Source organism: Sphingobium sp. D43FB, from assembly GCF_002312805.1.
Taxonomy (GTDB): domain Bacteria; phylum Pseudomonadota; class Alphaproteobacteria; order Sphingomonadales; family Sphingomonadaceae; genus Sphingobium.
In genome coordinates, this window is the sequence record NZ_NMUA01000004.1 from 146,599 (window position 1) to 170,141 (window position 23,543).

The window sequence follows — 23,543 nt, forward strand, 5'->3', positions numbered from 1 at the left end:
CGGTCCTATCGCCTTCGCAACGGTCGGCTTTCATGCTAAGCCGCCGCGCATCCGAATGGCGAGAGTGATGATGAACGACCTGACCCAGACCCCCGAAATGCTGATCGCGACGATGGGCGCGCGCGCGCGCCGCGCCGCCGCCGTGATCGCGCAGGCGAGCGACGCGCAAAAGGCCGATGCGCTGCGCCGCGCGGCTCAGGCATTGCGGGACCAGGCACCGGCGATCATCGCCGCCAATGCGCGCGACATGGACAATGCGGTGGCGAACGGCCTGTCGCCCGCTTTGCTCGACCGGCTGCGGCTGGACGCGGGCCGGGTAGAGGCGACGGCGGCGGGCGTCGAACAGGTCGCAGGGCTGCCCAATCCGCTGGGCAGCGTGATCGACCAGAGCGTGCGCCCCAATGGGCTGGACCTGCGCCGGGTGCGGGTGCCGCTGGGCGTGATCGGCATCATCTATGAAAGCCGCCCCAATGTGACCGCCGACGCGGCGGCGCTCTGCCTGCGCGCGGGCAATGCGGTGATCCTGCGCGGCGGCAGCGAGGCGAAGGAGAGCAACCGCGCGATCCACGCCGCGATCGTCGAGGGGATCGTCGCGGCTGGCCTGCCCGCCGATGTCGTGCAACTGGTGCCCACCACCGATCGCGCGGCGGTCGGCGCGCTGCTCAAGGCGGCCGAATTTGTCGACCTGATCGTGCCGCGCGGCGGCAAGAGCCTGGTCGCGCGCGTGCAGGACGAAGCGCGCGTGCCGGTCCTGGCGCATCTCGACGGCATCAACCACAGCTATGTCGATGGCGCGGCGGACCCGACGATGGCGCAGCAATTGGTGGTCAATGCCAAGATGCGCCGCACGGGCATTTGCGGCGCGACCGAAACGGTGCTGATCGACCGCGCCTATGCTTATGCGCCCGCGCTGGTCAGGGCGCTGCTCGACGCGCAATGCGAAGTGCGCGGCGACGAAGCGGTGCAGGCGATGGACGCGCGGGTGAAGCCCGCCGACGAGGCCGATTGGGACACCGAATATCTCGACGCGATCGTGTCGATCCGGCTGGTCGATGGCGTGGAGGAAGCGATCGCCCATATCGCCGCCCATGCCAGCCACCATACCGACGCGATCATCACCGACGATGCCGCCACCGCCGAGCGCTTCCTCAACGCGGTGGATAGCGCCATCGTGATGTGGAACGCCTCGACCCAGTTCGCCGATGGCGGCGAATTCGGGCTGGGCGCGGAAATCGGTATTTCCACGGGGCGGTTGCACGCGCGCGGTCCAGTCGCGTTGGAGGGGCTGACGACCTATAAGTGGATCGTGCGGGGGACGGGCCAGGTTCGGCTCTGACCGCATAAAGGGCGACGCAAGGGCGACCTTCACACCTCTCCCGCCTTCGCGGGAGAGACTATGAAGACTTGGCAGCTTGCTGCCTAGTCGCATTCGGTGAGGGTCTTTCTTGCAGCGTTAGACAGACCCTCACCCTCCCACGCCTTCGGCGCGGGCCCCTCCCTCTCCCGCGAAGGCGGGAGAGGGCCAAGGGGGGCGGCGCTCGACAGTTTTTCGATCGCCCACGCTGCCGCTTCCGCCACCACGGGATCATCATCCGCGACCAGCGCTTCCAGCCGCCCCCGCAGTCGCGCGTCGCCGCTATTGCCCGCCGCAATCGCGGCGTTGCGGACCAGGCGGTTGCGGCCGATGCGTTTGATGGGGGAGCCGGAGAAGAGTTCGCGGAAGTCGGCATCGTTAAGCGCCAGCAGGTCGGCGAGTTCCGGGGCGGCGAGTTCGGCGCGGCTGAGGAAGGCGCGGTTGGCGGCGGCGGCGTCGGCAAATTTGTTCCAGGGGCAGACCGCCAGGCAATCGTCGCAGCCATAAATGCGGTTGCCCATCCCGGCGCGCAATTCGTGCGGGATCGGCCCTTTATGTTCGATCGTCAGATAGGAGATGCAGCGGCGCGCATCGACGACATAGGGCGCGGGGAAGGCGTCGGTCGGGCAGGCGGTCAGGCAGGCGGTGCAACTGCCGCAATGGTCGCGTTCCGCGCCGTCGGGAGCCAGCGTCAGCTCAGTGTATATGGCGCCCAGGAACAGCCAGCTGCCATGGTCGCGGCTGACGAGATTGCTATGCTTGCCCTGCCAGCCAAGGCCTGCGCCCTGCGCCAGCGGCTTTTCCATCACCGGCGCTGTATCCACGAAGACCTTGAGCGCGCCGGGCTGTTGATCGACCAGCCAGCGGGCCAGCGCCTTGAGAGCCTTCTTCACGACGTCGTGATAATCCTTACCCTGCGCGTAGACCGAGATGCGCGCGCGGTCGGGCACATCGGCGAGCGCCAGCGGGTCGCGCCCCGGCGCATAGCTCATGCCCAGCATGATGACGCTGCGAACGTCCGGCCACAGCCCCTGGGGCGAACCACGCTGGTCGGCGCGTTCCTCCATCCACAGCATGTCGCCATGATGGCCGGCGTCGAGCCATTGGCGCAGCCGCTCGGCGCTTTGCGGGCCGGTATCGGCGGGGGCGATGCGGCAGATGGCGAAGCCCAATTGCGCGGCCTGTCCTTTCAGGCGCTGCTCCAAGGTTTCGGTTTGCACGGCCACGGGTCCAGACTATCACAAGGGCATGAACGGCGACACTCCGGGCCTTGCTCCCGCTCCAGCCTATGCCCTGGAAGGCCATGGCCTTGTCAAGACTTTCGGCAGCTTCCGCGCGGTCGATGGGGTCGACATCGCCGTGCCTGCGGGCACCATCTATGGCGTGCTTGGTCCCAATGGCGCGGGCAAGACGACGCTGTTGCGCACCTTGCTCGGCATTATCGATCCTGATGAGGGGCATCGCCGCCTGCTGGGCGCGGAGCAGCCGCTGCGCATGGCGCGGCAGGTCGGCTATCTGCCGGAGGAACGCGGGCTGTACCCCTCGATGAAAGCCTATGAGGCGATTGCCTTCATGGGCGCGCTGCGCGGGCTGCCGCTGCGGCAGGGGCGGGTGCGGGCGCGCGAAATGCTGGAGGGGCATGGCATGGGCGCGGCGATCAACAAGCCGATCCGGCAATTGTCCAAGGGGATGGCGCAGACGGTGCAATTGTTCGGCACGATCATCCACGAGCCGCGGCTGATCGTGCTGGACGAGCCCTTTTCGGGGCTGGACGCGATCAATCAGGAGAAGTTGGAGCGGCTGATCCGCGAACAGGCGCAGCGGGGCGTCACCGTGCTGTTTTCCACCCATGTCATCGCCCATGCCGAACGATTGTGCGAGCGGGTGGCGATCGTGGCCGGCGGGCGCATCCGGTTCGAGGGCACGGTGGACGATGCGCGCGCACAGTTGCGGTCGCAGGTGCGGTTGCGCACGCGGGCGAGCGAGGGCGCGTGGCGGGCGGCGTTGCCCGGCGATGCGACCCAGGAAGAAGGGGCGTGGCATTTCGCATTGCCCGATGGCGGGATCGAGCCGTTGCTCCGCGCCTTGCTGGATGGCGATGCGGGGATTGAGAGCCTGTCGATCGAGCGGCCGGGCCTGCATGATGCGTTCGTGGCGATTGCGGGCGCGGCGGCGGCGCAGCAGATGCGCGATGATGCCGAGCGGGAGGCCTTAGTATGAAGAAGGTTGGGGCATGAGGGAAATGTGGCGCGCTGCCTTGGTGATCGCGCGGCGGGATTTCACCGCGGTCGTGCTGTCCCGCACCTTCATCCTGTTCCTGTTGGGGCCGTTGCTGCCGATCCTGATCGGCATGGTCTTTGCCGGGTTCACCGACAAGATTTCCAGCACCGATTTGCGGCCTGTGGTCGGCATTGCCATGCCCGCGAACGAAGCGGTTCGGCTGGAGCGGGCGCATGGGCGGCTGACCGAGCGGATGGGGGATCAGGCGCTGGTGCGGATGCGGCGGGTGCCGGTGACGCCCGCGCCGCGCGTGCAACTGGCGCGGGCGGATTCGGCGGTGGTGGCGATCCTGTCGGGCACGGTCGCGCGGCCGGTGTTGACTGGCAAGGCGGAGGATCTGGACCGGCTGCAGGGCGACCTCAGCCTGATCGCCAGTGCGGCGCAGGCGGAAAATACGCTGCGCATGGTGCAGGTGCAGCGCGAGGAAGTCGCCACCAGCAACGGGGCGCAGGCGCAGGGGCGATTGCAGATCGGCCGGGTGGCGCAGATCGTGATGTTTTTCCTCACCATCCTGCTGGCGGGCATGATCCTGTCCAATCTGGTCGAGGAAAAGACCAACAAGATCATCGAGATATTGGCAGCGGCGGTGCCGATCGACGCGATTTTCTTAGGGAAACTGATGGCGATGCTGGCGATGAGCTTTGTCGGTATCGCCTTCTGGGGCGGGACGGCCTTTGCGATCTTCCTGGCGCTGGGCGGCAATGGCGCGGCGGTGCCGGTGCCAGCGGTCGGCTGGCCGGTGTTCCTGGCTCTAGCGGTCATCTATTTTGCGATGGCCTATACGTTGCTCGGCTCGCTATTCTTAGGCATCGGCGCGCAGGCGGCGACGGTGCGCGAGGTGCAGACGCTCAACATGCCCGTCACCATGGGGCAGATGATGATCTTCTTCTTCGCCAGCTACGCGATCGACCATATGGGCAAGGCACCGGAGATTGCTGCGGCGATCTTCCCGTTCAGCTCCCCCTTCACCATGATCGCGCGGGCGGCGCAGGATGATGCGCTATGGCCGCATCTGCTGGCGATCGTCTGGCAGGCGCTCTTCGTGGGGTTGATCATCCGCGTCGGCGTGCTGCTGTTCCGCCGCCATGTGATGCAGTCGGGCGGGCGCTGGTGGAAACAGTTGTTCAGGGCTTCGACAGGCTAGGGCGGATAGGATCGTGCGATGAACAGACGACATCTTCTTGCCGGCATGGCGACCGGCGCGGTGGCCTTGGGCTTCTGGCGATTGGGCGTCGGCGAAGCCGAAGCGGCCTATCCCTTTGCCCTGACCGATGCGCAATGGCGCCAGCGCTTGTCGCCGCTTGCCTATAATGTCTTGCGCAAACAGGCGACCGAGCATCCCTTCACCAGTCCGTTGGACAAGGAAAAGCGCGCGGGTATTTTCGCCTGTGCGGGTTGCGACCAGAAATTGTTCAGCTCGAAAACCAAGTTCGACAGCCGCACCGGCTGGCCGAGCTTCTACGCGCCCCTGCCCAAGGCGGTCGGCACCAGCCGCGACTTTGATCTCGGCTATCCGCGCACCGAAGTCCATTGCGCGCGCTGCGGCGGGCATCTGGGCCATGTGTTCGATGATGGGCCAAGGCCGACAGGCAAGCGCTATTGCATGAACGGCGTGGCGATGCGCTTCATTCCGGCCTGATGCGGTAGAGGCGCAGCGGTTCCTTGGTGGGGAGCTGTTCGAGCCAGGCGGGCGGCTTGCCCTTTGCCAGCAAGGCGGCAAGGCCCGCCGGGTTGGTTTTGGCGTAGAGCCGCAGTTCGTTGAGGCCGCCGCAGGTGACGAGATAGGTTGCGCGCGTCCGGCCGATCGTGGCGTGCGCCTGATTAGGCCGATCGACAAACCCCTGAATGACGGTGGTGATCCCGACGGCATTGCGATGATGCGCCGTGCCGATGACGCTATGGCCGGTGCGTGCGAGAATGTCCGGGCCAAGGTCGAGCGGCGCGAACAGGGTGGCAGGCGGCAGCGCGCGGAGCGGCGCAAGCATGCTGGCCGACCGGCAATCACCCCCTTTTTGCGCGGCTGGTTCGGGCGGGCTGGCCAGCGCCGTCCACAGGGCGCTTAGCCCCACCGGGGTCAGGAGCGCCAGCGCGACCGACCCGCTGACCCGCACCAACGCGGCGCGCGCGCTCTGGATGCGGCGGAACAGGGCGATCAACAACCAGGCGATGCCGGGCAGGGCCAGGACATGCGCGACCGATAGCGCGCGCATCACCAGCATCGCCACGCCGGTCGCGCCGAGCAGCAACAGGGCGAGCAAAAGCCAGCGCATGCGCGCTTCGCCCTGCGTCGTGTGCGCCGCCAGCAGTGCGGAACCAAGGCCAAGCAGAGGCGGCAACAGGATGACGCCGCGCATCGACAGGCTCTGTTCCCAGATCGGGCGGCCCTCCATCACCTGAAGATACCAGAGCTTATAGGCGAGCGGCCCAAGCGCCGCGAAGGGGTCGCCCGACAGACAGGGACCGCCGGTCAGGGCAAAGGTCGCCAACGCCGCGCCGCTGCCGATCATGGTGATGGCCAGGCGGCGTGGCGCGGTAGCGGTGCCGATCAGGCGTGCGGCGGCGAGTGTGGCGATCGCGAGCGCAATCAGCGGCCAGACATAGACATAGGATAGCGCGTCGCAATGGCTGGCCATCGCGGCATTCGGCCCGCGCAACAGCGCGAGCAAGAAGAGAGCGGCGCCGCCCAGGGTGAGCGCAAAAGCGATGAAGCGTGGCGCTTGATCGCGCGCGATCCAGTGGCGCAGCGCGAAGGCCGCGCCGAACAGCGCGACATAGGGCAGGCTCTCACTCGAAATCTGGAGCCAGAGCGCCAAGGCCAAAGCAGCGATGATGCCGCCGCGCGCCGGCCTGTCGTCGGTCGCGCCGCACAGGGCGATCGCGGCCAGCAAAATCTGCCAGCCATGATGGTCGATGCGCAAGGGGGTGAATTGCACCAATATACTGGGTGTCGTCAGCAGCAGGACGACGCTCAGCAAGGCGACGATAGGCCCGGCGATCCGGCGCGCGGCGATGAATAAGGCGGCCGTCAGCCCGCCGAGCAGCAGCAGCGGCACGATCACGCAGGCTAATATTTCTGCCTGGGTCGCGCCCAAGAGCGGCGTGAACAACAGGATCAATGCCGCCACCGGCATGTCGACGATGCGCGACCAATGCATCGGGCCGCCCAGCGGCGGGTTCACCCGATGTTGCGACACGTCCCAAAAGGCCTGTCCGCCGATCCAGTCGCGGATCTGCACCAGCCGCATCGCATCGTCGGGATCGCGAAAGCCGAGCGTCGCGATATCGGCGCGGAACAGTGCCAGCATCACCGTGCTACACAGCAGCCAGCCAAGCAGCGCCAGCAGCGCCGCCCGGTTGCGCTCAGGAGCGGGCAAAGACGGCATGGCGGCGGATCGCATAGACGGTGAGGAAACTCACCGGGATGGAAACGAGCTTGGCAAGCGCCGGGGCGAGGCCAAGCGCGCTCAAACCACCGACGAGGAGCAAGGTCAGGCCCATGCCGAGCAGGGCGCTCGCGACGAAGCCTGCGCGCTGGGCATGGGTCGGTCCCGTGCCGGTGTCGAAAACGAAGCGGATGCTGATGATCCAATGGACCAGCAGCCCCCCGGCATAGCCGCCAAAGGCTGCAAGCAAAGGCGGCGCCCCCCCTTGGTCCAGCGCCAGAAACAGCGCCATGTCGCTCGCCAGCGCGCAGATACTGGCGAGCAGATAGCGGGCAAAGGTGGCGCGCGCGACCAGCATGGCCAGCACGCGCAGCCGCTCAATCATCGGATCAGGCAGCCTTCAGCCGCGAGGGCACGGCGCGGCTACTGGCAAGCGCGGCCTGCGTGTCGGCATCCGTCCCATCCATCTGGCCCTCATCGCCCGCCTCATGATATTCGGCGTCTTCATTGACCGACCAGACGTCATGGACGCGCGCGCCCGCGACGATGTTGCGGACGGTCAGCATCGCCGTCATCATCGCATGATCCTGATTATTATAGCGGTGCATGCCATTGCGCCCGACCATGTGCAGCGTGGGATAGCGCGCTTCGAGTTCGCTCCGCATCGCCAGCACATTGGCGGCATAGGCGTCGTCATAGACGGGATAGGCCTTTTCCTGCCGCACCACCGCACCGCCCACGACATCGTCGGGGTTGCAGAGGCCAAGCAGCGCCATTTCCCGCGTCGCCAGCGCGATCAGATCGGCGTCGGTCGACGACCAGAGGCCGTCGCCTTCGAAACAGAAATATTCAAGGCCGACGCAGGCCAGCGTCGGGTCCGGCACCATTTCGGGCGACCAGCTGCGGAAATTCTGGATGCGGCCGACCTGTACCTTGCTGTCGTGGATGTAGATCCAGTTATCGGGGAAGATATCCTTCCCCTTCACCATCAGGGCGACGGTCAGGAAGTCGCGATATTTAAGGTCCATCGCTTCGGGCAGCGTCGCAGGCAGCGGATGGATGCGGGCGGCCAGTTCGCGCATCGGCGCGGAGGAAATGACATGGGCGGCGGTGATCACGACATCGCCCTGCGGTCCTTCGGCCACCAGTCGCCAGCCGTCGCTGCCCGGTTCCTGTTCCAGCCGCTTGAAGCTGTACGCCATCAGCACCTGATTGCCGCCTTCGACCACGCGGTCGCGCGCGGCTTCCCACATCATGCCGGGGCCAAGGCGCGGATAGCGGAAGGTTTCGAGCAGCGTCTTGGTCGCCATGCCGTCATTGGGCTTCTTGTTGAGGCCGAGCGAGCGTTTGAGGCCATCGACCACCGCGCCCCACAAAGACAGACCCTTGATCCGCTGCGCCGCCCAGTCGGCCGACATTTCGTCGCACGGCATGCCCCACACTTTTTCAGTGTAGGTCTTGAAGAAGATGGAGAAGAGCTTGTGGCCAAAGGCGTTGACGGTCCAATCCTGAAAGGAGCGGACGTTGCGATTGGGGAAGAGCCGCGCCTTGGCGAAGCTCGCCATGCACAGGGTCGAACGCCAGACGCCCAGGTTCCACAGCGCTTCAAAGGCGCGCAGCGGATAGCTGTAGAATTTGCCTTCATAATAGATGCGGCTCATCCGAGGACGCTGGATGAAATCATCGGGCAATATCTCATTCCACAGGTCGACCACCTGCTGCGATTTGGAGAAGAAGCGATGCCCGCCAATGTCGAAACGGAAGCCGTCCAGTTCGACCGTGCGGCTGATGCCACCGACATAGACGGGGTCTTTTTCGATCACCGTCACGCTATAGCCCTGCTTGGTCAGCAGATAGGCAGCGGTCAATCCGGCCGGGCCAGCGCCGATGATGGCGACGTCCACATGTTGGTCGGTACGCGGCATGGCAGGCTATTCCCCCGATGGTCTTTCGTCGCTTCGGGAGTGAAGGAAATCTTCTAAGGACTGGTTAATGGCGCGTAAGCAAAGCGCCCATGCGCTGCTGCCCATGACAAAGGGCCGCCCCGCTGATGCGGAACGGCCCCCTGCAGTCCCCTTCGTGGGGGAGGGCGAAAGCGGCAATCAGATCTGGCGCTGGGCCATATTGCTGAGGTCGCTGCGCGCACCGTCCATGGCCTGGCCAAAGCAGGTGCGATAATCGTCGGTCACGGGCAGGATCGAGCCGTTGACGAAACCGCACACCTGCTTGGCCGCGCGGGTCACGCGCGAATCGGCGCGACGCATGTCGCGGCTCTTGGCCAGGTTGAGGTCCGCCACGGATACGGCGACCGAGCGGGTTTCGGTTCCCGCATGGCCATCGACGATCACATCCATGTCATTGCTGCCGGCGCTCGCCATAGTGGGCAGCGCAAGGGCCATAGTGGCGGCGAATGCCACCAGCATCTTCTTGTTCATCCTATTCTCCTGTCGAACATTTTGTTTTTTTCAGCCCCACATCTGCGTGGAAATAGGGTCACGCTGTAAATAAGCCTCGCAAGAGCCTTTGAAAAGGGGCCAGTTGACAAAAAGTGGCGGAAAACCGTTATTTTGCGGGTGCGAAGGGAATGTCTTCGCACCCGTGTCATAGCTTTGTGAACAGGCTTGGCCTGTTCGTGCCGCACCGGCCTCTTTGACAATTAATGCCGGAAGTGGCGCATGCCGGTGAAGACCATGGCGAGGCCTGCTTGATCGGCGGCGGCGATCACCTCGTCGTCGCGGATCGATCCACCCGGCTGGATGACGGCGGTCGCCCCGGCTTCGACCGCTGCCAGCAGGCCATCGGCGAAGGGGAAGAAGGCGTCGGAGGCTACGGCCGAGCCGATCGTACGTGGTTCGCTCCAGCCGGCCTTTTCCGCAGCGTCCTTCGCCTTCCACGCGGCGATGCGCGCGGATTCGAGACGGTTCATCTGGCCCGCGCCGACGCCTGCGGTGCTGCCGCCCTTGGCATAGACGATGGCGTTGGACTTCACATGTTTGGCGACGGTCCAGGCGAAGAGGCAGTCGGCCAGTTCCTGTTCCGTGGGTTCGCGCTTGGTCACGACCTTGAGCGCGTCGCGCGTGACCTGGCCATTGTCGCGGCTCTGCACCAACAGGCCGCCCGCTATGCTCTTGATTTGCAAGCCGGTCCGGGCCGGATTGGGCAGGTCACCGGTCAGCAGCAAGCGGAGATTCTTTTTCTTGGCGAAGATCGCGCGGGCCGCATCATCGGCACCGGGCGCGGCGACGACTTCGGTGAAGATGCCGCTGATCGCCTCGGCAGTGGGGCCATCGAGCGGGCGGTTGACCGCGATGATGCCGCCAAAGGCCGACACGCTGTCGCAGGCCAGCGCCGCTTCATAGGCTTCGATCAGGGTCGCGCCGGTCGCGACGCCGCAGGGGTTGGCATGCTTGACGATGACCACGGTCGGCGGGCCGTCGCGAAATTCGCTGACCAGCTCCAGCGCGGCATCGGCGTCATTATAATTATTGTAGGACAGTTCCTTGCCCTGGATCTGGGTCGCCTGGGCAATGCCGTTCGCCGACGGGCTGGTGGGCAGATAGAGGGCGGCCGACTGGTGCGGGTTTTCGCCGTAGCGCAGCGTGGTGCCAAGCGTGCTGGCGACCGCGAGCGTTTCGGGGAAGGTGACGCCCTGGTCGGCGAAGGCGAACCAGCTGGCGATCATCGAGTCATAGGCAGCGGTTGCAGCATAGGCCTTGGCGGCGAGCATCCGGCGGAAATCATAGCTGGTCGCGCCGCCCTTTTCGTCCATTTCGGCGATCAGGCGGGCATAGTCGGCAGGATCAGTGACGATCGCGACGCTTTCATGATTCTTGGCCGCCGAACGCACCATTGAGGGGCCGCCAATGTCGATATTCTCGATGATCTCGTCGCGCGCGGCGCCCTTGGCCACGGTCGCGGCGAAGGGGTAGAGGTTGACGACGACCAGGTCGATCGCGCCGATGGCATGCTCGTCCATCGACGCGACATGCGCCGGGTTGTTGCGCACTGCGAGCAGGCCGCCATGCACCTTGGGGTGCAGCGTCTTGACGCGGCCGTCCATCATTTCAGGAAAGCCGGTCAGGTCGGAAATATCCATGACGGTCAGGCCCGCGTCGCGCAGCGCCTTGGCCGTGCCGCCGGTCGAGACCAGTTCGACGCCATGCTTGCCCAGCGCCTGTCCCAATTCGATGAGCCCCGCTTTGTCCGACACGGACAGGAGGGCGCGCTTGATGGGATAGTCGGTCATGGCGGGGCTTTCTAGGTTGCGGGTCGGACGGAAGCGTTCGCGCAAGGCCTTTAGGCGTGCGGCCCACAAAAATACAGGGTTTAGTCGGCGGTCAAGACGCGCAGCCGATCGCCGATCATCGCCAGGTCCGCGACGAAGCGCGCTTGCTCTTCCGCCCGCCGGTCTTCGTCGGGCAGGCGCAACAAATAGCTGGGATGGACCGTCACCCAACCTTCCGCGCCGTCTTCCAGCGGGATGGCGGCACCGCGCGTCCCGCTGATCGTCACTGCCTTGCCCAGCATCGCGCGCGCGGCGGTCGCGCCCAGCGCGACGATGATGCGCGGCCGCAGGATCGCGCGCTCCTGGTCCAGCCACCAGCGGCAGGCCTGCACTTCGCCTGCCACCGGGGTCTGGTGGATGCGGCGCTTGCCGCGCTGTTCATATTTGAAATGTTTGACCGCATTGGTGACATAGGCCTGGGCACGATCGACGCCCGCCTGCGCCAGCGCCGCGTCGAACAAGTGCCCGGCCGGGCCGACAAAGGGGCGACCGGCCAGATCCTCCTGATCGCCCGGCTGTTCGCCGATGAACATCAGCGGCGCGGCCAGCGGGCCTTCGCCGAACACCGTCTGGCTCGCATGTTGATGCAGCGGGCAGCGGGTGCAGGTCATGGCCTCGGCGCGCAGGCTGGCCCAGGCGGTCGCGGCATTGCTTGCGCGCTTGGGCGGGGTCGGAGCGGTGGCGATCATCATCGCCTCGCGCTGTTGCGCCCCGGCGATCAGGTCGGGGATGAGCGATGCTTCGGGCAGGTTCTTCCAGTATTTTTTTGGCATTTCCGACAGCATCGCCCCGGTCTTGAGCCGGGCCGGGTTGAAGATGGCGGCATAATAGCCCTTCCACAGCGCCTCGACAGGGTCGCCCTGCGGCGCGTCGGCGCGGCTGGCGCCGGGGCCCTCGCGCAAGGTCGCTCCATCCCAATGAATGCTGACATTGGGCGTCAGGATCGACCAGTGCATGGTGGCGAAGCGGCGCATGAAGAAACCGGCATTGGCGCGCACGATATGATGGTCCGGCTCGAACCAGGCGACGAAGCGTGGGCCGTCGCCATCCTCCATTTCGCGGAAGCGGACGAAGGCGCGCATCTTGTGGATGTCGCGCCGCACTGATTTGGCCAGCGCCTGCACTCGCGCCAGCATCGGATCGGCGCTGTCCTCCATCGTGCCGGGCCGCGCGCGCACGCGGCACAGCAGGGCGTAGAGAAAGGCGAAGCGGCTGGGGTCGCTGTGCAGGATCGCGCTTTCCGCCAGCGAGACGAAGCTGCGCGGCACGGAAAAAGCGCTGCTTGTGTCTTCGGGCGGGAGCGGGGCGTCGCCGAACAGGTCGCCCGGCGCATCGCCCACTTGCCAGACCACATCGGCCGGATCGACGCCCGCCATTGCCAGCCGCCGCGCCGCCGACCGCCAACCGTCCATATCATCGGGCGCGGTCAGGGCGACGCGGTGCATGGTGTCTTGCTTAATCCTCTGCCTGGGCGCGTTCCAGTTCGGCGGGCTTGCGCTTGGCGAACAGCGCGCCGAGCTTCTTCTCTTCGTCCGCCGTCAGATCCTTGGCGGCGGTCGGGAACATCTCTTCCTCTTCCTCCTCGATATGATGGAGGTAGCGCTTCTTCATCTCGGCAAATTTCTTGCGCCAGGCTTCGCCGTTGAATTTCAGCCCGTCCAGCTCTTCGAGATAATCGTCGATTTCCTTATGTTCGGACACGCTATGCTGCGCATCTTCGCGCAGGTCCGGGCGCGACAACATGGTGGCGTAGAGGGTTTCCTCCTCGGCGGCGGCGTGGGCGGTCACTTCGACGGCGAATTGCGCGAACAATTTTTCGAGCTGGTCGTCGCTTTCCGCCTTGGCCATCTTCTCGAAAAGCTGGCGATGCGCGTCATGATCCTGTTTCAGGCGATCGAAAATAGTGATGTCGGCCATGCTGGTTCCTCCCTGGTTCGAAGGATCACAACGACGCGAACGACAATTGGCTCCCGCCAATCGCCTTCAACCGAACAGGGCGCGGAAGATGATGGCGACGGGAATCCACAGTGCCGCGCCGATCAGGCTGGCGGCCCAGAGTTGCACCACGTCGCGGCGGAAGCGGAGCGCCAGGCCGCTGCGCGACAGGCTGCTGTGGTCGAGCATCTGCCAGCGCCGCTCCAGTCCGCGCGCAGCAATCGCATAGCCGCCGATCGCGACGATGACGCCCAGGTGCAGGACGAGCGATCCGCCCATCTTCGCGACGATGAAAATCTGCAACAGGCAGAAAACCACCAGCGCCGCCGCCAGATGGCTGCTGATCCGCTTCGCAAAGCCGCCGCTGCGGCCCATTGCCTGATTGTCGAACATCGTCGCCAAGACCCGACCCCCTGAATGACGGAAAGCCAAAGAATTCCACGATCGCGACTCGGAAGCAACCGGAAAAGTCGCGGCTACACAAAGAGTTCGAGCTGGCTGGCAGGCGGCGTCATGCGCGCCCGCAGATCGGCCCGGTCGATCAGCGCAACGGGGCGCCAATCCGCCGCCACCAGAAAGGGCCGCAGCTTCTTGATAGAGGTCGTCATTCGCGCAACATCGTCGAGCCGCAGGCGGCGATGACGGCGGCTGGCGAGGATGCGATCGACCGCCTTGACGCCCAAGCCGGGCACCCGCAGCAGCGCCTCGCGCGGGGCGCGATTGACGTCGACCGGAAAGATGGCGCGATGGTTGAGCGCCCAGGCGAGCTTGGGATCGATGTCGAGCGGCAGGTGGCCGGTTTCCGCGTCAGTCGCCGCCGCCACTTCGCTCGCGTCATAGCCATAGAAACGCATCATCCAGTCGGACTGGTAGAGCCGATGTTCGCGCATCAACGGCGGGCGCTTGAGCGGCAGCACGGCGCTGGGCGAGGGGATGGGGGAGAAAGCGCTGTAATAGACGCGGCGCAACCGGTGGCGGTCATAGAGGCTGCTCGCCCGCGTGATGATCGCCCGGTCGTCGGCGGCGTCCGCGCCGACGATCATCTGGGTGGACTGGCCCGCAGGCGCAAAGCGCGGCGCATGGCGATATTTGCGCCGCGCGTCGCCGCTATCCTCCATCTCGGTCCGCATCTGGCCCATCGCCCCTTCGATCCGGGTGCCGTCTTTCTCCGGCGCCAACCGCTTGAGGCCGCTTTCGGTCGGCAGTTCGACATTGATCGACAGCCGGTCGGCATGCAGCCCCGCCTGCCGCATTAGGCCGGGATCGGCATCGGGGATGGTCTTCAAATGGATATAGCCGCGAAAATCATGATCCTCGCGCAGCGACCGGGCCACCTCGACCATCTGTTCCATCGTATAGTCGGACGATCGGATGATGCCGGAGGAGAGGAACAGCCCCTCGATATAATTGCGGCGGTAGAAGCTGAGCGTCAGGTCCACCACTTCCTTGGCGGTGAAGCGCGCGCGGCGCACGTCGCTCGACTTGCGGTTGATGCAATAATGACAGTCGAAGATGCAGCTGTTGGTCAGCAAGATCTTGAGCAGCGAGATGCAGCGGCCATCGGGCGCATAAGCATGGCAAATGCCCATGCCCTCGGTCGAGCCGATGCCCTTGCCGCCGCGCGAATCCCGCTTCGACGTGCCCGACGACGCGCAGGAGGCGTCATATTTGGCGGCATCGGCCAGGATTTCGAGCTTCTGACGAGTGGACATCTGAACCATAGCGTTCGTGCTATGTTCTTTCTAGCAACAAGTCCAGCGTTTCAAATGCTTATGCCCTTTAGACCAGACCGAGCTTCGCCAGTTCGTGCAGCAGGGCAGGGGGCATGGCGTCGCGGGCATCTACCTCGCCATCGGCCAGGTCCGGCGGCGCGTCCTTGTCCTCCAGATAGCGCCAGCCCTGATGCGCGCGCTTGGGCGCGGCGCGCACCGGGATCAGCCGGGGTTCGAGCCGAACCCAGTGGCGGCCTTGCCCCGTTTCCTCGAACCCCAGGATCGGGCTGCGGCCGACGATCATATGGGCGTGAATCCAGTAAAGCGATCCGTCCGCCATTTCCTCGACCCGCTTGGGCAGATAGCGGGTGGTGATCCGCGCTTCGCCGGGCTGGCTTTCCAGCCAGGCGCGCAGGGTGGCGGGGCTTTCGCTGCGAAAAGCGATCTTGGTGATGTGCAGCGGCATGGGCGCGATTTGGGGACGGACCAGCGCGGCTTCAACGCAGGAAGAGCGTGGCCAGCCCCAGGAAGGTGAAAAAGCCGAGCGAATCCGTCATCATCGTCACGAATACGGCAGAAGAGACCGCCGGATCGACATTATTGCGTTCCAGCGTGACCGGCACCAAAACCCCGGCCAGCCCCGCGACCATATTGTTGGTCAGGATCGCCGCGCCGAACACCAGCGACAGGTCGAGCCGCCCATAAATCACATAGGAGCCGATCGCGATCAGCGTGCCGAGCGTGGCGCCATTGGTCGCAGCGATGCGGAATTCGCGGCCGATCATCCGCGCGGTGTTGGAACTGGTGAGCTGGTTGGTGGCAAGCGCACGCACGACCACGGCGAGCGTCTGCGTCCCCGCATTGCCGCCCATGCCCGACACGATGCCCATCAGCGCGGCGAGCATGGCGAACCGCTCGATCGTTCCTTCGAACAGGCCGACGACCGACGCGGCCAGCATCGCCGTGCCAAGGTTCACGACCAGCCAGATCAGGCGCGCGCGCACCGTCATCAGGATCGGTTCGTTGATGTCGCCTTCGCCTGCGCCCGACAGGCGCAAAATATCCTCGCCCGCTTCCTCGGCAATGATGTGGACGACGTCGTCGACCGTGACCATACCGACCAGCCGCCCGCTCGAATCAACGACGGCGGCGGAGATGAGCGCATATTTCTGGAAGCGCAGCGCGACTTCCTCCTGGTCCATGTCGACCGGGATCAGCGTCTGCTCGCGCTTCATCAGGTCGGCCATCGCGACCGAACGGGGGCAGGTGAGAATCCAGCTTAGCTGGCAATAGCCGACCGGCCGGTGCATCGCATCGACGACGTAGATTTCCCAGAAATCGGCGGTCAGGTCGCCATGATCGCGCAGATAGTCGATCACCTGGCCGACCGTCATATGTTCGGGCACCGCGACCAGATCGCGCTGCATCAGGCGCCCGGCGGATTCCTCCGGGTAGGACAGCGCGCTTTCGATCGCCGCGCGATCTTCGGGGTCGAGGGCATCGAGGACGGCCTGCTGGTCGGCATCGTCCATATCCTCGATCATCGCGACGGCATCGTCGGTGTCGAGTTCGGCCGCGAATCCCGCCACCTGTTCCGGCGCCAGGTCGCCGATCAGGTCGTCGCGAACATAGTCGTTGAGTTCGGACAGCACTTCCGCGCCGACCAGATCGCCAAGCGCCGCCGCCACCGCGCCACGCCGGTCGGCGGGCGTGAGTTCGAGCAGATCGGCAATGTCGGCAGGGTGCAGCGGCGAAACAAGATCGCGCGCCCGCTCGGCATCGCCATCCTCCACCGCGTCCAGCACGGCGTTCACATATTCGGGTCTCAGCCGGTCATCCTCGTCATGACGGGATTCGGCCTGATCGATCGCGCTCGCGTCGATCAGCTCTTCATCGGGCCGGGCATTGGCCTTGTCGCCGCGATCGCTCATGGCGCGCGCTACTGTCCGGTTCCTGTAACATGGGGGTGCTTTCGCCTATGCTCGGCCTAATTGCAATGGGGCGGCGGCAATGAACGGCTCAACCACAACAATCTTCCATCCCCTTTGATAGCCTCTATATGGGGGCCACTACCCCTTCCCCGGCAAGAGAGGATCATCATGGCCGAAGAAACACTTACCCTCGCCCTCGACAGTGGCGGCGACGTCGTCATCAAGCTGCGCCCTGACCTGGCCCCCGGCCATGTCGAGCGCATCACCACGCTCGCCAAGGACGGCTTTTACGACGGCGTCGTGTTCCACCGCGTCATCGCGGGTTTCATGGCGCAGGGCGGCGATCCGACCGGCACCGGCATGGGCGGGTCCAAGCTGCCCGACATCAAGGCTGAGTTCAGCCGCCAGCCGCACGTCCGCGGCGTCTGCTCGATGGCGCGCTCGTCCAACCCGAACAGCGCCAACAGCCAGTTCTTCATCTGCTTCGACGATGCGACCTTCCTCGACGGCCAATATACCGTCTGGGGCGAAGTGACGTCGGGCATGGAACATGTCGACGCCCTGCCCAAGGGCGAGCCGCCGCGCACGCCGGGCAAGATCGTCACGGCGACCGTCGCCTGATCTGACCATCACCGTCCGCTTCGGGAAGTCGAACCGCCTGCCTTGCGGCGGCGTTCGCCCTTCTCGAAGCGGATGGCGCTTATTTCTTGCTCTTGCCCGCCATGCCGTCGGTCATGGAGATGGCTTCCATCGCATTGCTGGCATCGGCCGCCTGGATGGGCGGCGCATAGGCACCGATCCTTTCGATATGCCAGCGCCGTTGTTCGGCGGTCGATCCGGGCACGTCGTTGACGCGGTGCAAGGTCACTTGGCGCAAGGCGTAGAAGGGTTTGCCGTTCGCGGCGATCCGGCCATAAAGCTGGACTGGCACGATGACATAGAGCGAGCCCGCCGCGCCTTCCGGCTCGGATGGCGCGCCGACATTGGCGTGGATTTCACTGAAACCCCGGAAACGCGCCGCGAAATGCGCGTCATCCTGCGTCCCGATTTGGCCGCGCGGATTCCACAGCGCCTGCGCATCTTCGAACCGCTTTTCCTCCAGCAGGCCATAATAGCCCTGCACGACCTGCGCCGCGCCCTGTGCGCTGTCGGGATCGATCGATCCTTCGGCCAGCGGGGCCGGGTCGATCGGCAGGCCGCCCGGCGTGCCGGGCGCTGGCGGATCGAGCGGTTCCATCACCGCCATCGCCTCGGCCCGGAAGCTGTTTTCCACCTGGGCCACATTCGCGCCATTGGCGAGATTGTCGATCGCGCTTTCCTCCCGCCCGTCGCAGGCGGCGACGAGCAGGAGGGGTGTCAGTAAGAGTGCCTTCATCTGTCCCCGCATCAGTCTGGGCGTGTCCGCATGGCTGGGCCACGGCTGTTGGTGCGCGCCGGTCGATCGGCGCGGATACTGGGGGCGGGGCGATTGCCAACGCTGCGCTGCGGCCGGGGCTGGCTCGCCTGCGGACGATCCGGCCGGGCCTGCGGTGTCGGGCGCACGGCATTATTGCCCTGCCAGCGACCCCGGCCACGGTCACCCTCTACCCCCGGCTGCGGTCGAGGACGGGTATAGCGACCATCGCCTGGCCGACCATCATTGCCGCGTCCACGCCATTCGCCCCGTCCATCGCCGCGCCCGTCATTATCGCGCCCGCGCCAATCGGGCCGCCCGTCGGGTCGTCCGTCGCGATCCCGGTCACGCCAGCGATTGTCGCCGCGGTCCGCGCGGCGGCCTTCCCAATAGCGGCGCTGGCCATCATTCCAGCGGTGACGACGTCCGCCCCGGTCGTAGACATAATAGCCGTTACCGGGATAATAATAATTATTGTACCAGCCGCCAAAGGCGCCCGGCTGATAATAGCCTGCGGGACCATAATAGCCGTCGCCATAATAGCCACCACCGCCATAATAGCCCGTGCCGACGTTTACGCCGCCATAGCCATAGCCGTCATCATAGGCGCAGCCCCCCAATGCCAGCGCGCCAATCAGGCCCATCGTAGCCAGTAACCGATGTCGGATGCCCGTCATCGCCTTTCTCCTCATCTTTATCTGTCACTGACGTAACGCGGGCCGGTTGAATTGGTTGTGAATGAAAATGGGGTGCGCCGTCCAGCGTTTATCTGCCGTTCAGATAAGGGGTGTTTCGTTCATCTGGGCGACAGAAACCGTGTTTTTTCCGTCACATAAATGTCATTCGTCCGGTTTTTATCGTTCGTTCAGGAAACCTTCGGGCGGGTCTGGTCATTTTGTGTCGTGTCTGGTGCAGCAGCTTGGAGCGCTCGCGCCGACCCGGCGGGTCCACACCGCTGCTTATCCTCAACAATAGAAAAAGGGTTACCCCCATGAAGACACTGCTTTTCACAGCGGCTGCCGCTGCGTCCTTCATTCCCGCCGTCGCGATGGCGCAGGACGATGGCAGTTCTACCCGTCGCCTCGAACCTTATGTCGGCGTGATGGGCGGCGTGCATAATTTCGACAGCGAAACCGGCAAGGAAGGCATTCCGCCCGTGGGCTATAAGGGCCGCATGGTCGAAGGCGTCGCTGGCGTGAACTATAATGTCGCAGGGCCGATCGTTCTCGGCGTTGAAGGCGGCGCGTCCAAGGGCGTGTCGGGCGACATCGACTGGGAATATAATGCCGCGGGCCGTGTCGGTGTGAAGGCTGGCAAGGACAGCCTGATCTTCGGCAAGGTCGGTTACAAGTGGGTCAATTTCGACGCGCTCGGCCCCGATAGCCAGGATTTCCATGGCACCACCTATGGCGCTGGCGTCGAACTTTCGCCCGCCGACATGGGCAGCTCGGCCATGAGCAGCAACATCCGTTTCCGGGTGCAGGCTGACACGATGGGCAATTTCCGTTCGATCCGCCCGATGGCTGGTGTCGTCGCGAAGTTCTGATCTAATTCCAAACTAAAGGTTCGGGCGGGCCATAACGGCTCGCCCCCACCAGCCAATCCTTGCCGCGGCAAGGACTGGGGGTCCGGGGCGGTGCATTGGACTGCCACCGTCCCGGATTCTCCACTTAATAGACGCCGATCATCTTGGCCCCCGCCACGATCAGGACCAGCGCCAAGGCGCGCACGATCATGGTCGATGGAAGGCGGATGCCCAATGTCGTGCCGACCAGCGCACCCGCCAGCGCGGCCCCGGCAAAGAGCGGCAGCGTCTCTGGAAGCTGTTGCAGCGACGCCAGATTGCCGAGCAGCCCGGAAATCGAATTGACGAGGATGAACACCGCCGCGATTCCCGATGCGGCGCGCGGTGTTGCCCACCCCAGGAACAGCAGCAGCGGCGAGAGGAAAATCCCGCCGCCCGTGCCCGTCAGGCCCGACAACAGACCGATCCCCGCCCCGGCCGCGATCGCCACGATAATGGGCGGATCTTTGACATCGTCCGCCGTGCCGAGCGGCTTTGGCCACAACAGGCGCGCAGCCGACAGCCATAAGACCACGCCCACCAGCGGACGATAGAAATGCGTGGGCAGGATGATACCCCCGCCGATGAAGGCCATGGGGATGGCCCCGATCAAAAAGGGCCAGAGCGTGCGCCAGCGGAACAGCCCGGCATGAACGAAGCGGGCAGAGGTGAAGGTCGCGACGATGACGTTGAGAACCAGCGCCGTGGGACGCATCACCTGCGCGGGCAGGCCGAACAACGCCATCAATGCGATATAGGCAGACGCCCCGGCATGACCGACGCTGGAATAGAGCGCCGCGCCAAAGAAGATACAGGCGGCAAGGGCATAGGTGGCGTCAATCATGACAGGGGCGCTCGCACTCCGGTCCCGCCCCTGTCAATCCCGCCCAACGGCAAACTCAACCGCTGTTGCGCAGCGCCGTCGCGATCGCGTTGATCGACAATTCGATGCCTTCCTTGATGCGCGGATCATCCTCGCCCGCGCGGTGGCGCTTCAACAGTTCGACCTGCAACAGGTTGAGCGGTTCGATATAGGGCAGGCGCAGCCGGATCGAGGTTTCCAGCGCCGCATTCTTTTCCAGCAGCCGCAACTGGCCGGTGGCCGCGAGCAGCCCGTCATGCGTCTGGTTCCAGCCCTCGCGGATGCGCCCGAACAGGGTGTCGGCCATTCCCTGATCCTCGACCAGCGGCAGATATTGGGCGGCGATGCCCAGGTCCGACTTGGCCAAGACCATCTCCAGATTGGCGAGCGCGGATTTGAGGAAGGACCAATGCTGCGCCATGTCGGCGAGCAGCGCCTTGTCCTCGAACCCGGCGAGCGCCTGGCCCACCCCATACCAGCCCGGCAGCATCACCCGCGCCTGCGCCCAGCTGAATACCCAGGGAATGGCGCGCAGATCCTCGATCGCGTTGCTCTTGGTGCGGCTCGCCGGGCGCGATCCGATCTTGAGGCCGGAAATTTCCTGGATCGGGGTCAATTGCCGGAAAAATTCCTTGAAGCCCTCCGTGCCGTAAACAAGGTCGCGATAGGCGGCGAAGGCGTTTTTCGACAGTTCGTCCATCGCCGCGGTAAAGCGCCCGGCGTCGCGCTCCGAAATCCCCTCCGGCTCCAGGCTGGCGAGCAGCGTGGCACTGGTCATCGCCTCCAAATTGGTCATGGCAACGTCGCGCGACCCGAATTTGGCGGCGATCATCTCGCCCTGTTCGGTGATGCGGATGCGCCCCTGCACGGTCCCCCGCGGTTGCGCCTGGATCGCGGCGAAGGCCGACCCGCCGCCACGCCCCACCGCCCCGCCGCGCCCGTGGAACAACTGCATCGCCGCGCCCGCATCGGCAAAGACCGGGGCAAGCGCCTGGCTCGCCTTGTAGAGGCTCCAGGTCGACGTGATATAGCCGCCATCCTTGTTGCTGTCCGAATAGCCGATCATCACTTCCTGATGCCCGCGCGCCTGCACCACGCCGGCAATTTCGGGCAGTCCGAAATAGGCGGACATGATCGCGGGCGCGGCCTCCAGATCGCCGATCGTCTCGAACAGCGGGATCGCCATGATCGCGGCCTGCGGCGGCGCGCCATCCACGCCCGCCTGCCACAGCCCGGCCTCTTTCAGCAGGATATTGACCTCCAGCATGTCGGACACGCTTTCGGCCTTGGAAATGATATAATGGGTGATGCATTGCGGGCCATAGATGCGATGCGCCTCCGCCGCCGCATGGACGATCGCCAGTTCGGACGCGGTTTCCTCGCCATAAGCCGAAAAGCGCGATCCCAGCGGCCGGTTGCTCGCCAATTCCTTGCGCAGCAGCGCGATGCGCGCATATTCGTCGAGCGCCGCATAATCCGGCTCGACCCCGGCGACCTTGAGCAGCTCAGCCACCACCCGCTCATGCACGTCGCTATTCTGCCGCATGTCGAGCGTGGCGAGGTGGAAGCCGAATGTCTCGACCGCGCGGATCAGGCGACCCAGCGCCCCGCCGCTCGACAGCGCGCCATTGCCCTCGCTCGCCAACCCCTGCGCCACCGTCACCAGATCGCGGCGGAAATCCTGCGGCATGGCATAGGCCTTGCCTTTTAGCGCGGAGGGCCGCGCGGGCTGCGTGCCGGTCAGCGCGGTGCAGGTCGCGGCGAGCCTAGCATAGATGCCGGAAATGGCACGGCGATAGGGTTCGTCCCCCCGGCTGGGCGACGCATCGCCGCTGGCCTCGGCCAGGTCCAGCACCGCCTGCGGCACATGCGCCAATTCGGTCGACAGCGAGAGTTCCGCCCCCAACGCATGCAACGCATCGAGATAATAAGCGATCGCCGCTTGGCAGCCGCGCTGCAAGGCATGGCGCAACTGCGGCGCCTGAACGAAGGGATTGCCGTCGCGGTCGCCGCCGATCCAGCTCCCCACCCGCAGGAAACTTTGCGGCCGCGCGCCCAGCACCCGCTCCCACCGCGCATACAACGCAGGCAGCACCGGCAGGAACGTATCGCGGAAATAGGCCAGCACATTGTCGATCTCGTCCGCGACGAATAATTTTTCGCGGCGCAGCGGGCGGGTCTGCCACAGCAGGGCGATCTGGCGGAAAATCGCCTCGTCCAGATTTTCGCCATCCTCCGTCTCTTCGCGACCTGCATCCTTGAGCAGCATCAGGTCGGCGATGCGGTTCTTATGATCGATCATGCTCTTGCGCCGCACCTCGGTCGGGTGGGCGGTCAGCACCGGCACGATCAGGCTGTGCGACAGCAGGTCCAGCACCGCGTCGCGGCCAATGCCATGCGACTCCAACCGCGCCAGCACCGACGCGACATCCGCGCCCGGCTCGGCGGCGATGCCCTGCCGGTCCTCGGCCAGGTTGGCGAGCATCGAAAACAGCATGAACCCGCGCACGAAATTGAGCGTGTCATCGAGCGTCAGCGCATCCAGCCCGGTATCGGTCAGGTCCGCCCCCTGCACCCCGCGCGCCCGATCGACCGACGCCGACCGGATATATTCGGTCTGCTTGTAAAGGCTCTCCCCCCCATAAGCCCGGATCACGTCGCCCAGCAGGCGCCCCAGAAAGCGGATGTCGGGATTCTGCGTGATCGCAGGGGCGGAGGGGGAGGGGGAAAGAGTCGCCATGGGACGCAATGCTGCATTGCAACAGGGAAAGGGTCAAGCGGAGGATGTAGGGGCGAGGGCAATTGGCAAAGCGAATGTCGCGCCTTGTCCTCTCCCGCCTTCGC

At 65.2% G+C, this 23,543-nt stretch carries 22 protein-coding genes; 6 read left to right on the forward strand and 16 right to left on the reverse strand.

The features are described 5' to 3' along the window. Window positions 1-70 precede the first annotated feature (70 nt). Complete coding sequence (locus SxD43FB_RS05535) at window positions 71-1,336, forward strand: glutamate-5-semialdehyde dehydrogenase (RefSeq protein WP_096061381.1); 1,266 nt, start codon at window positions 71-73, stop codon at window positions 1,334-1,336. Between the two features lie 83 nt (window positions 1,337-1,419). Here SxD43FB_RS05535 and queG read toward each other — a convergent pair whose 3' ends face one another. Further along, on the reverse strand, window positions 1,420-2,559 hold the full coding sequence (queG, locus tag SxD43FB_RS05540; RefSeq protein ID WP_096061382.1) for a tRNA epoxyqueuosine(34) reductase QueG: 1,140 nt from the start codon (window positions 2,557-2,559) through the stop codon (window positions 1,420-1,422). Window positions 2,560-2,602: 43 nt separating this feature from the next. Between queG and SxD43FB_RS05545 the strand changes: the two genes are divergently transcribed. From SxD43FB_RS05545 to msrB, 3 genes are read left to right on the forward strand one after another with little or no spacing between them, the layout of a single operon-like run. After that, a complete protein-coding gene (locus SxD43FB_RS05545) occupies window positions 2,603-3,574 on the forward strand; it encodes an ATP-binding cassette domain-containing protein (RefSeq protein ID WP_096061320.1) in 972 nt (323 codons plus the stop codon). A 13-nt stretch (window positions 3,575-3,587) separates the two neighbouring features. Next, window positions 3,588-4,778 carry an ABC transporter permease gene (locus SxD43FB_RS05550; protein ID WP_096061321.1) on the forward strand — a complete coding sequence of 397 codons (1,191 nt, stop codon included), beginning with the start codon at window positions 3,588-3,590 and terminating at the stop codon, window positions 4,776-4,778. An 18-nt stretch (window positions 4,779-4,796) separates the two neighbouring features. Beyond that, window positions 4,797-5,273 (forward strand): peptide-methionine (R)-S-oxide reductase MsrB, encoded by a 477-nt coding sequence (msrB, locus tag SxD43FB_RS05555; protein ID WP_096061322.1) that lies wholly within the window; start codon window positions 4,797-4,799, stop codon window positions 5,271-5,273. Here the strand turns inward: msrB and SxD43FB_RS05560 are convergent. From SxD43FB_RS05560 to mgtE, 11 genes are all read right to left on the reverse strand, one after another. Then, on the reverse strand, window positions 5,260-7,017 hold the full coding sequence (locus tag SxD43FB_RS05560; protein ID WP_176482679.1) for a hypothetical protein: 1,758 nt from the start codon (window positions 7,015-7,017) through the stop codon (window positions 5,260-5,262). The genes msrB and SxD43FB_RS05560 overlap by 14 nt on opposite strands. Next, on the reverse strand, window positions 6,995-7,402 hold the full coding sequence (locus tag SxD43FB_RS05565) for a GtrA family protein (RefSeq protein ID WP_176482680.1): 408 nt from the start codon (window positions 7,400-7,402) through the stop codon (window positions 6,995-6,997). The genes SxD43FB_RS05560 and SxD43FB_RS05565 overlap by 23 nt, the downstream gene beginning before the upstream one ends. Before the next feature lie 4 nt (window positions 7,403-7,406). Then, complete coding sequence (locus tag SxD43FB_RS05570; RefSeq protein WP_096061323.1) at window positions 7,407-8,942, reverse strand: NAD(P)/FAD-dependent oxidoreductase; 1,536 nt, start codon at window positions 8,940-8,942, stop codon at window positions 7,407-7,409. Between the two features lie 177 nt (window positions 8,943-9,119). After that, complete coding sequence (locus SxD43FB_RS05575) at window positions 9,120-9,452, reverse strand: UrcA family protein (RefSeq protein ID WP_096061324.1); 333 nt, start codon at window positions 9,450-9,452, stop codon at window positions 9,120-9,122. Window positions 9,453-9,673: 221 nt separating this feature from the next. Next, window positions 9,674-11,263 carry a bifunctional phosphoribosylaminoimidazolecarboxamide formyltransferase/IMP cyclohydrolase gene (gene purH / locus SxD43FB_RS05580; protein ID WP_096061385.1) on the reverse strand — a complete coding sequence of 530 codons (1,590 nt, stop codon included), beginning with the start codon at window positions 11,261-11,263 and terminating at the stop codon, window positions 9,674-9,676. A gap of 80 nt (window positions 11,264-11,343) precedes the next feature. Next, window positions 11,344-12,747: a UdgX family uracil-DNA binding protein gene (locus SxD43FB_RS05585; protein ID WP_096061325.1), complete on the reverse strand. Its 1,404-nt coding sequence runs from the start codon at window positions 12,745-12,747 to the stop codon at window positions 11,344-11,346. A gap of 10 nt (window positions 12,748-12,757) precedes the next feature. Continuing rightward, window positions 12,758-13,219, reverse strand: coding sequence for a hemerythrin domain-containing protein (locus SxD43FB_RS05590; RefSeq protein WP_069065826.1), 462 nt, complete (start codon window positions 13,217-13,219; stop codon window positions 12,758-12,760). A 66-nt stretch (window positions 13,220-13,285) separates the two neighbouring features. Continuing rightward, window positions 13,286-13,639, reverse strand: a complete 354-nt coding sequence (locus SxD43FB_RS05595; protein WP_037477345.1) for a hypothetical protein — start codon at window positions 13,637-13,639, stop codon at window positions 13,286-13,288. Window positions 13,640-13,713: 74 nt separating this feature from the next. Then, a complete protein-coding gene (locus SxD43FB_RS05600; RefSeq protein ID WP_096061326.1) occupies window positions 13,714-14,958 on the reverse strand; it encodes a putative DNA modification/repair radical SAM protein in 1,245 nt (414 codons plus the stop codon). Between the two features lie 58 nt (window positions 14,959-15,016). Then, the gene (locus SxD43FB_RS05605) at window positions 15,017-15,415 is read right to left on the reverse strand and encodes a DUF1489 domain-containing protein (protein ID WP_096061327.1); all 399 of its coding nucleotides are present in this window, start codon (window positions 15,413-15,415) and stop codon (window positions 15,017-15,019) included. Window positions 15,416-15,446: 31 nt separating this feature from the next. Beyond that, window positions 15,447-16,880, reverse strand: coding sequence for a magnesium transporter (gene mgtE / locus SxD43FB_RS05610; RefSeq protein WP_096061328.1), 1,434 nt, complete (start codon window positions 16,878-16,880; stop codon window positions 15,447-15,449). Window positions 16,881-17,048: 168 nt separating this feature from the next. Here mgtE and SxD43FB_RS05615 point away from each other — a divergent pair, with 168 nt between their 5' ends. After that, entirely contained in the window at window positions 17,049-17,501 is a 453-nt protein-coding gene (locus SxD43FB_RS05615) for a peptidylprolyl isomerase (protein ID WP_043152197.1), read from the forward strand. A gap of 79 nt (window positions 17,502-17,580) precedes the next feature. On the opposite strand, the gene SxD43FB_RS05620 is transcribed toward SxD43FB_RS05615, so the two are convergent. Both SxD43FB_RS05620 and SxD43FB_RS05625 read right to left on the reverse strand, forming a co-directional pair. Then, a complete protein-coding gene (locus SxD43FB_RS05620) occupies window positions 17,581-18,267 on the reverse strand; it encodes a hypothetical protein (protein WP_096061329.1) in 687 nt (228 codons plus the stop codon). Beyond that, complete coding sequence (locus SxD43FB_RS05625; RefSeq protein ID WP_096061330.1) at window positions 18,267-18,950, reverse strand: peptidase; 684 nt, start codon at window positions 18,948-18,950, stop codon at window positions 18,267-18,269. The genes SxD43FB_RS05620 and SxD43FB_RS05625 overlap by 1 nt, the downstream gene beginning before the upstream one ends. Before the next feature lie 314 nt (window positions 18,951-19,264). Between SxD43FB_RS05625 and SxD43FB_RS05630 the strand changes: the two genes are divergently transcribed. Continuing rightward, window positions 19,265-19,819 (forward strand): outer membrane beta-barrel protein, encoded by a 555-nt coding sequence (locus SxD43FB_RS05630; protein ID WP_037480083.1) that lies wholly within the window; start codon window positions 19,265-19,267, stop codon window positions 19,817-19,819. A gap of 124 nt (window positions 19,820-19,943) precedes the next feature. Here the strand turns inward: SxD43FB_RS05630 and SxD43FB_RS05635 are convergent, their stop codons facing one another. Continuing rightward, on the reverse strand, window positions 19,944-20,681 hold the full coding sequence (locus SxD43FB_RS05635) for a sulfite exporter TauE/SafE family protein (protein WP_096061331.1): 738 nt from the start codon (window positions 20,679-20,681) through the stop codon (window positions 19,944-19,946). 55 nt (window positions 20,682-20,736) lie between these two features. Further along, entirely contained in the window at window positions 20,737-23,439 is a 2,703-nt protein-coding gene (ppc, locus tag SxD43FB_RS05640) for a phosphoenolpyruvate carboxylase (protein WP_096061332.1), read from the reverse strand. Window positions 23,440-23,543 lie beyond the last annotated feature (104 nt).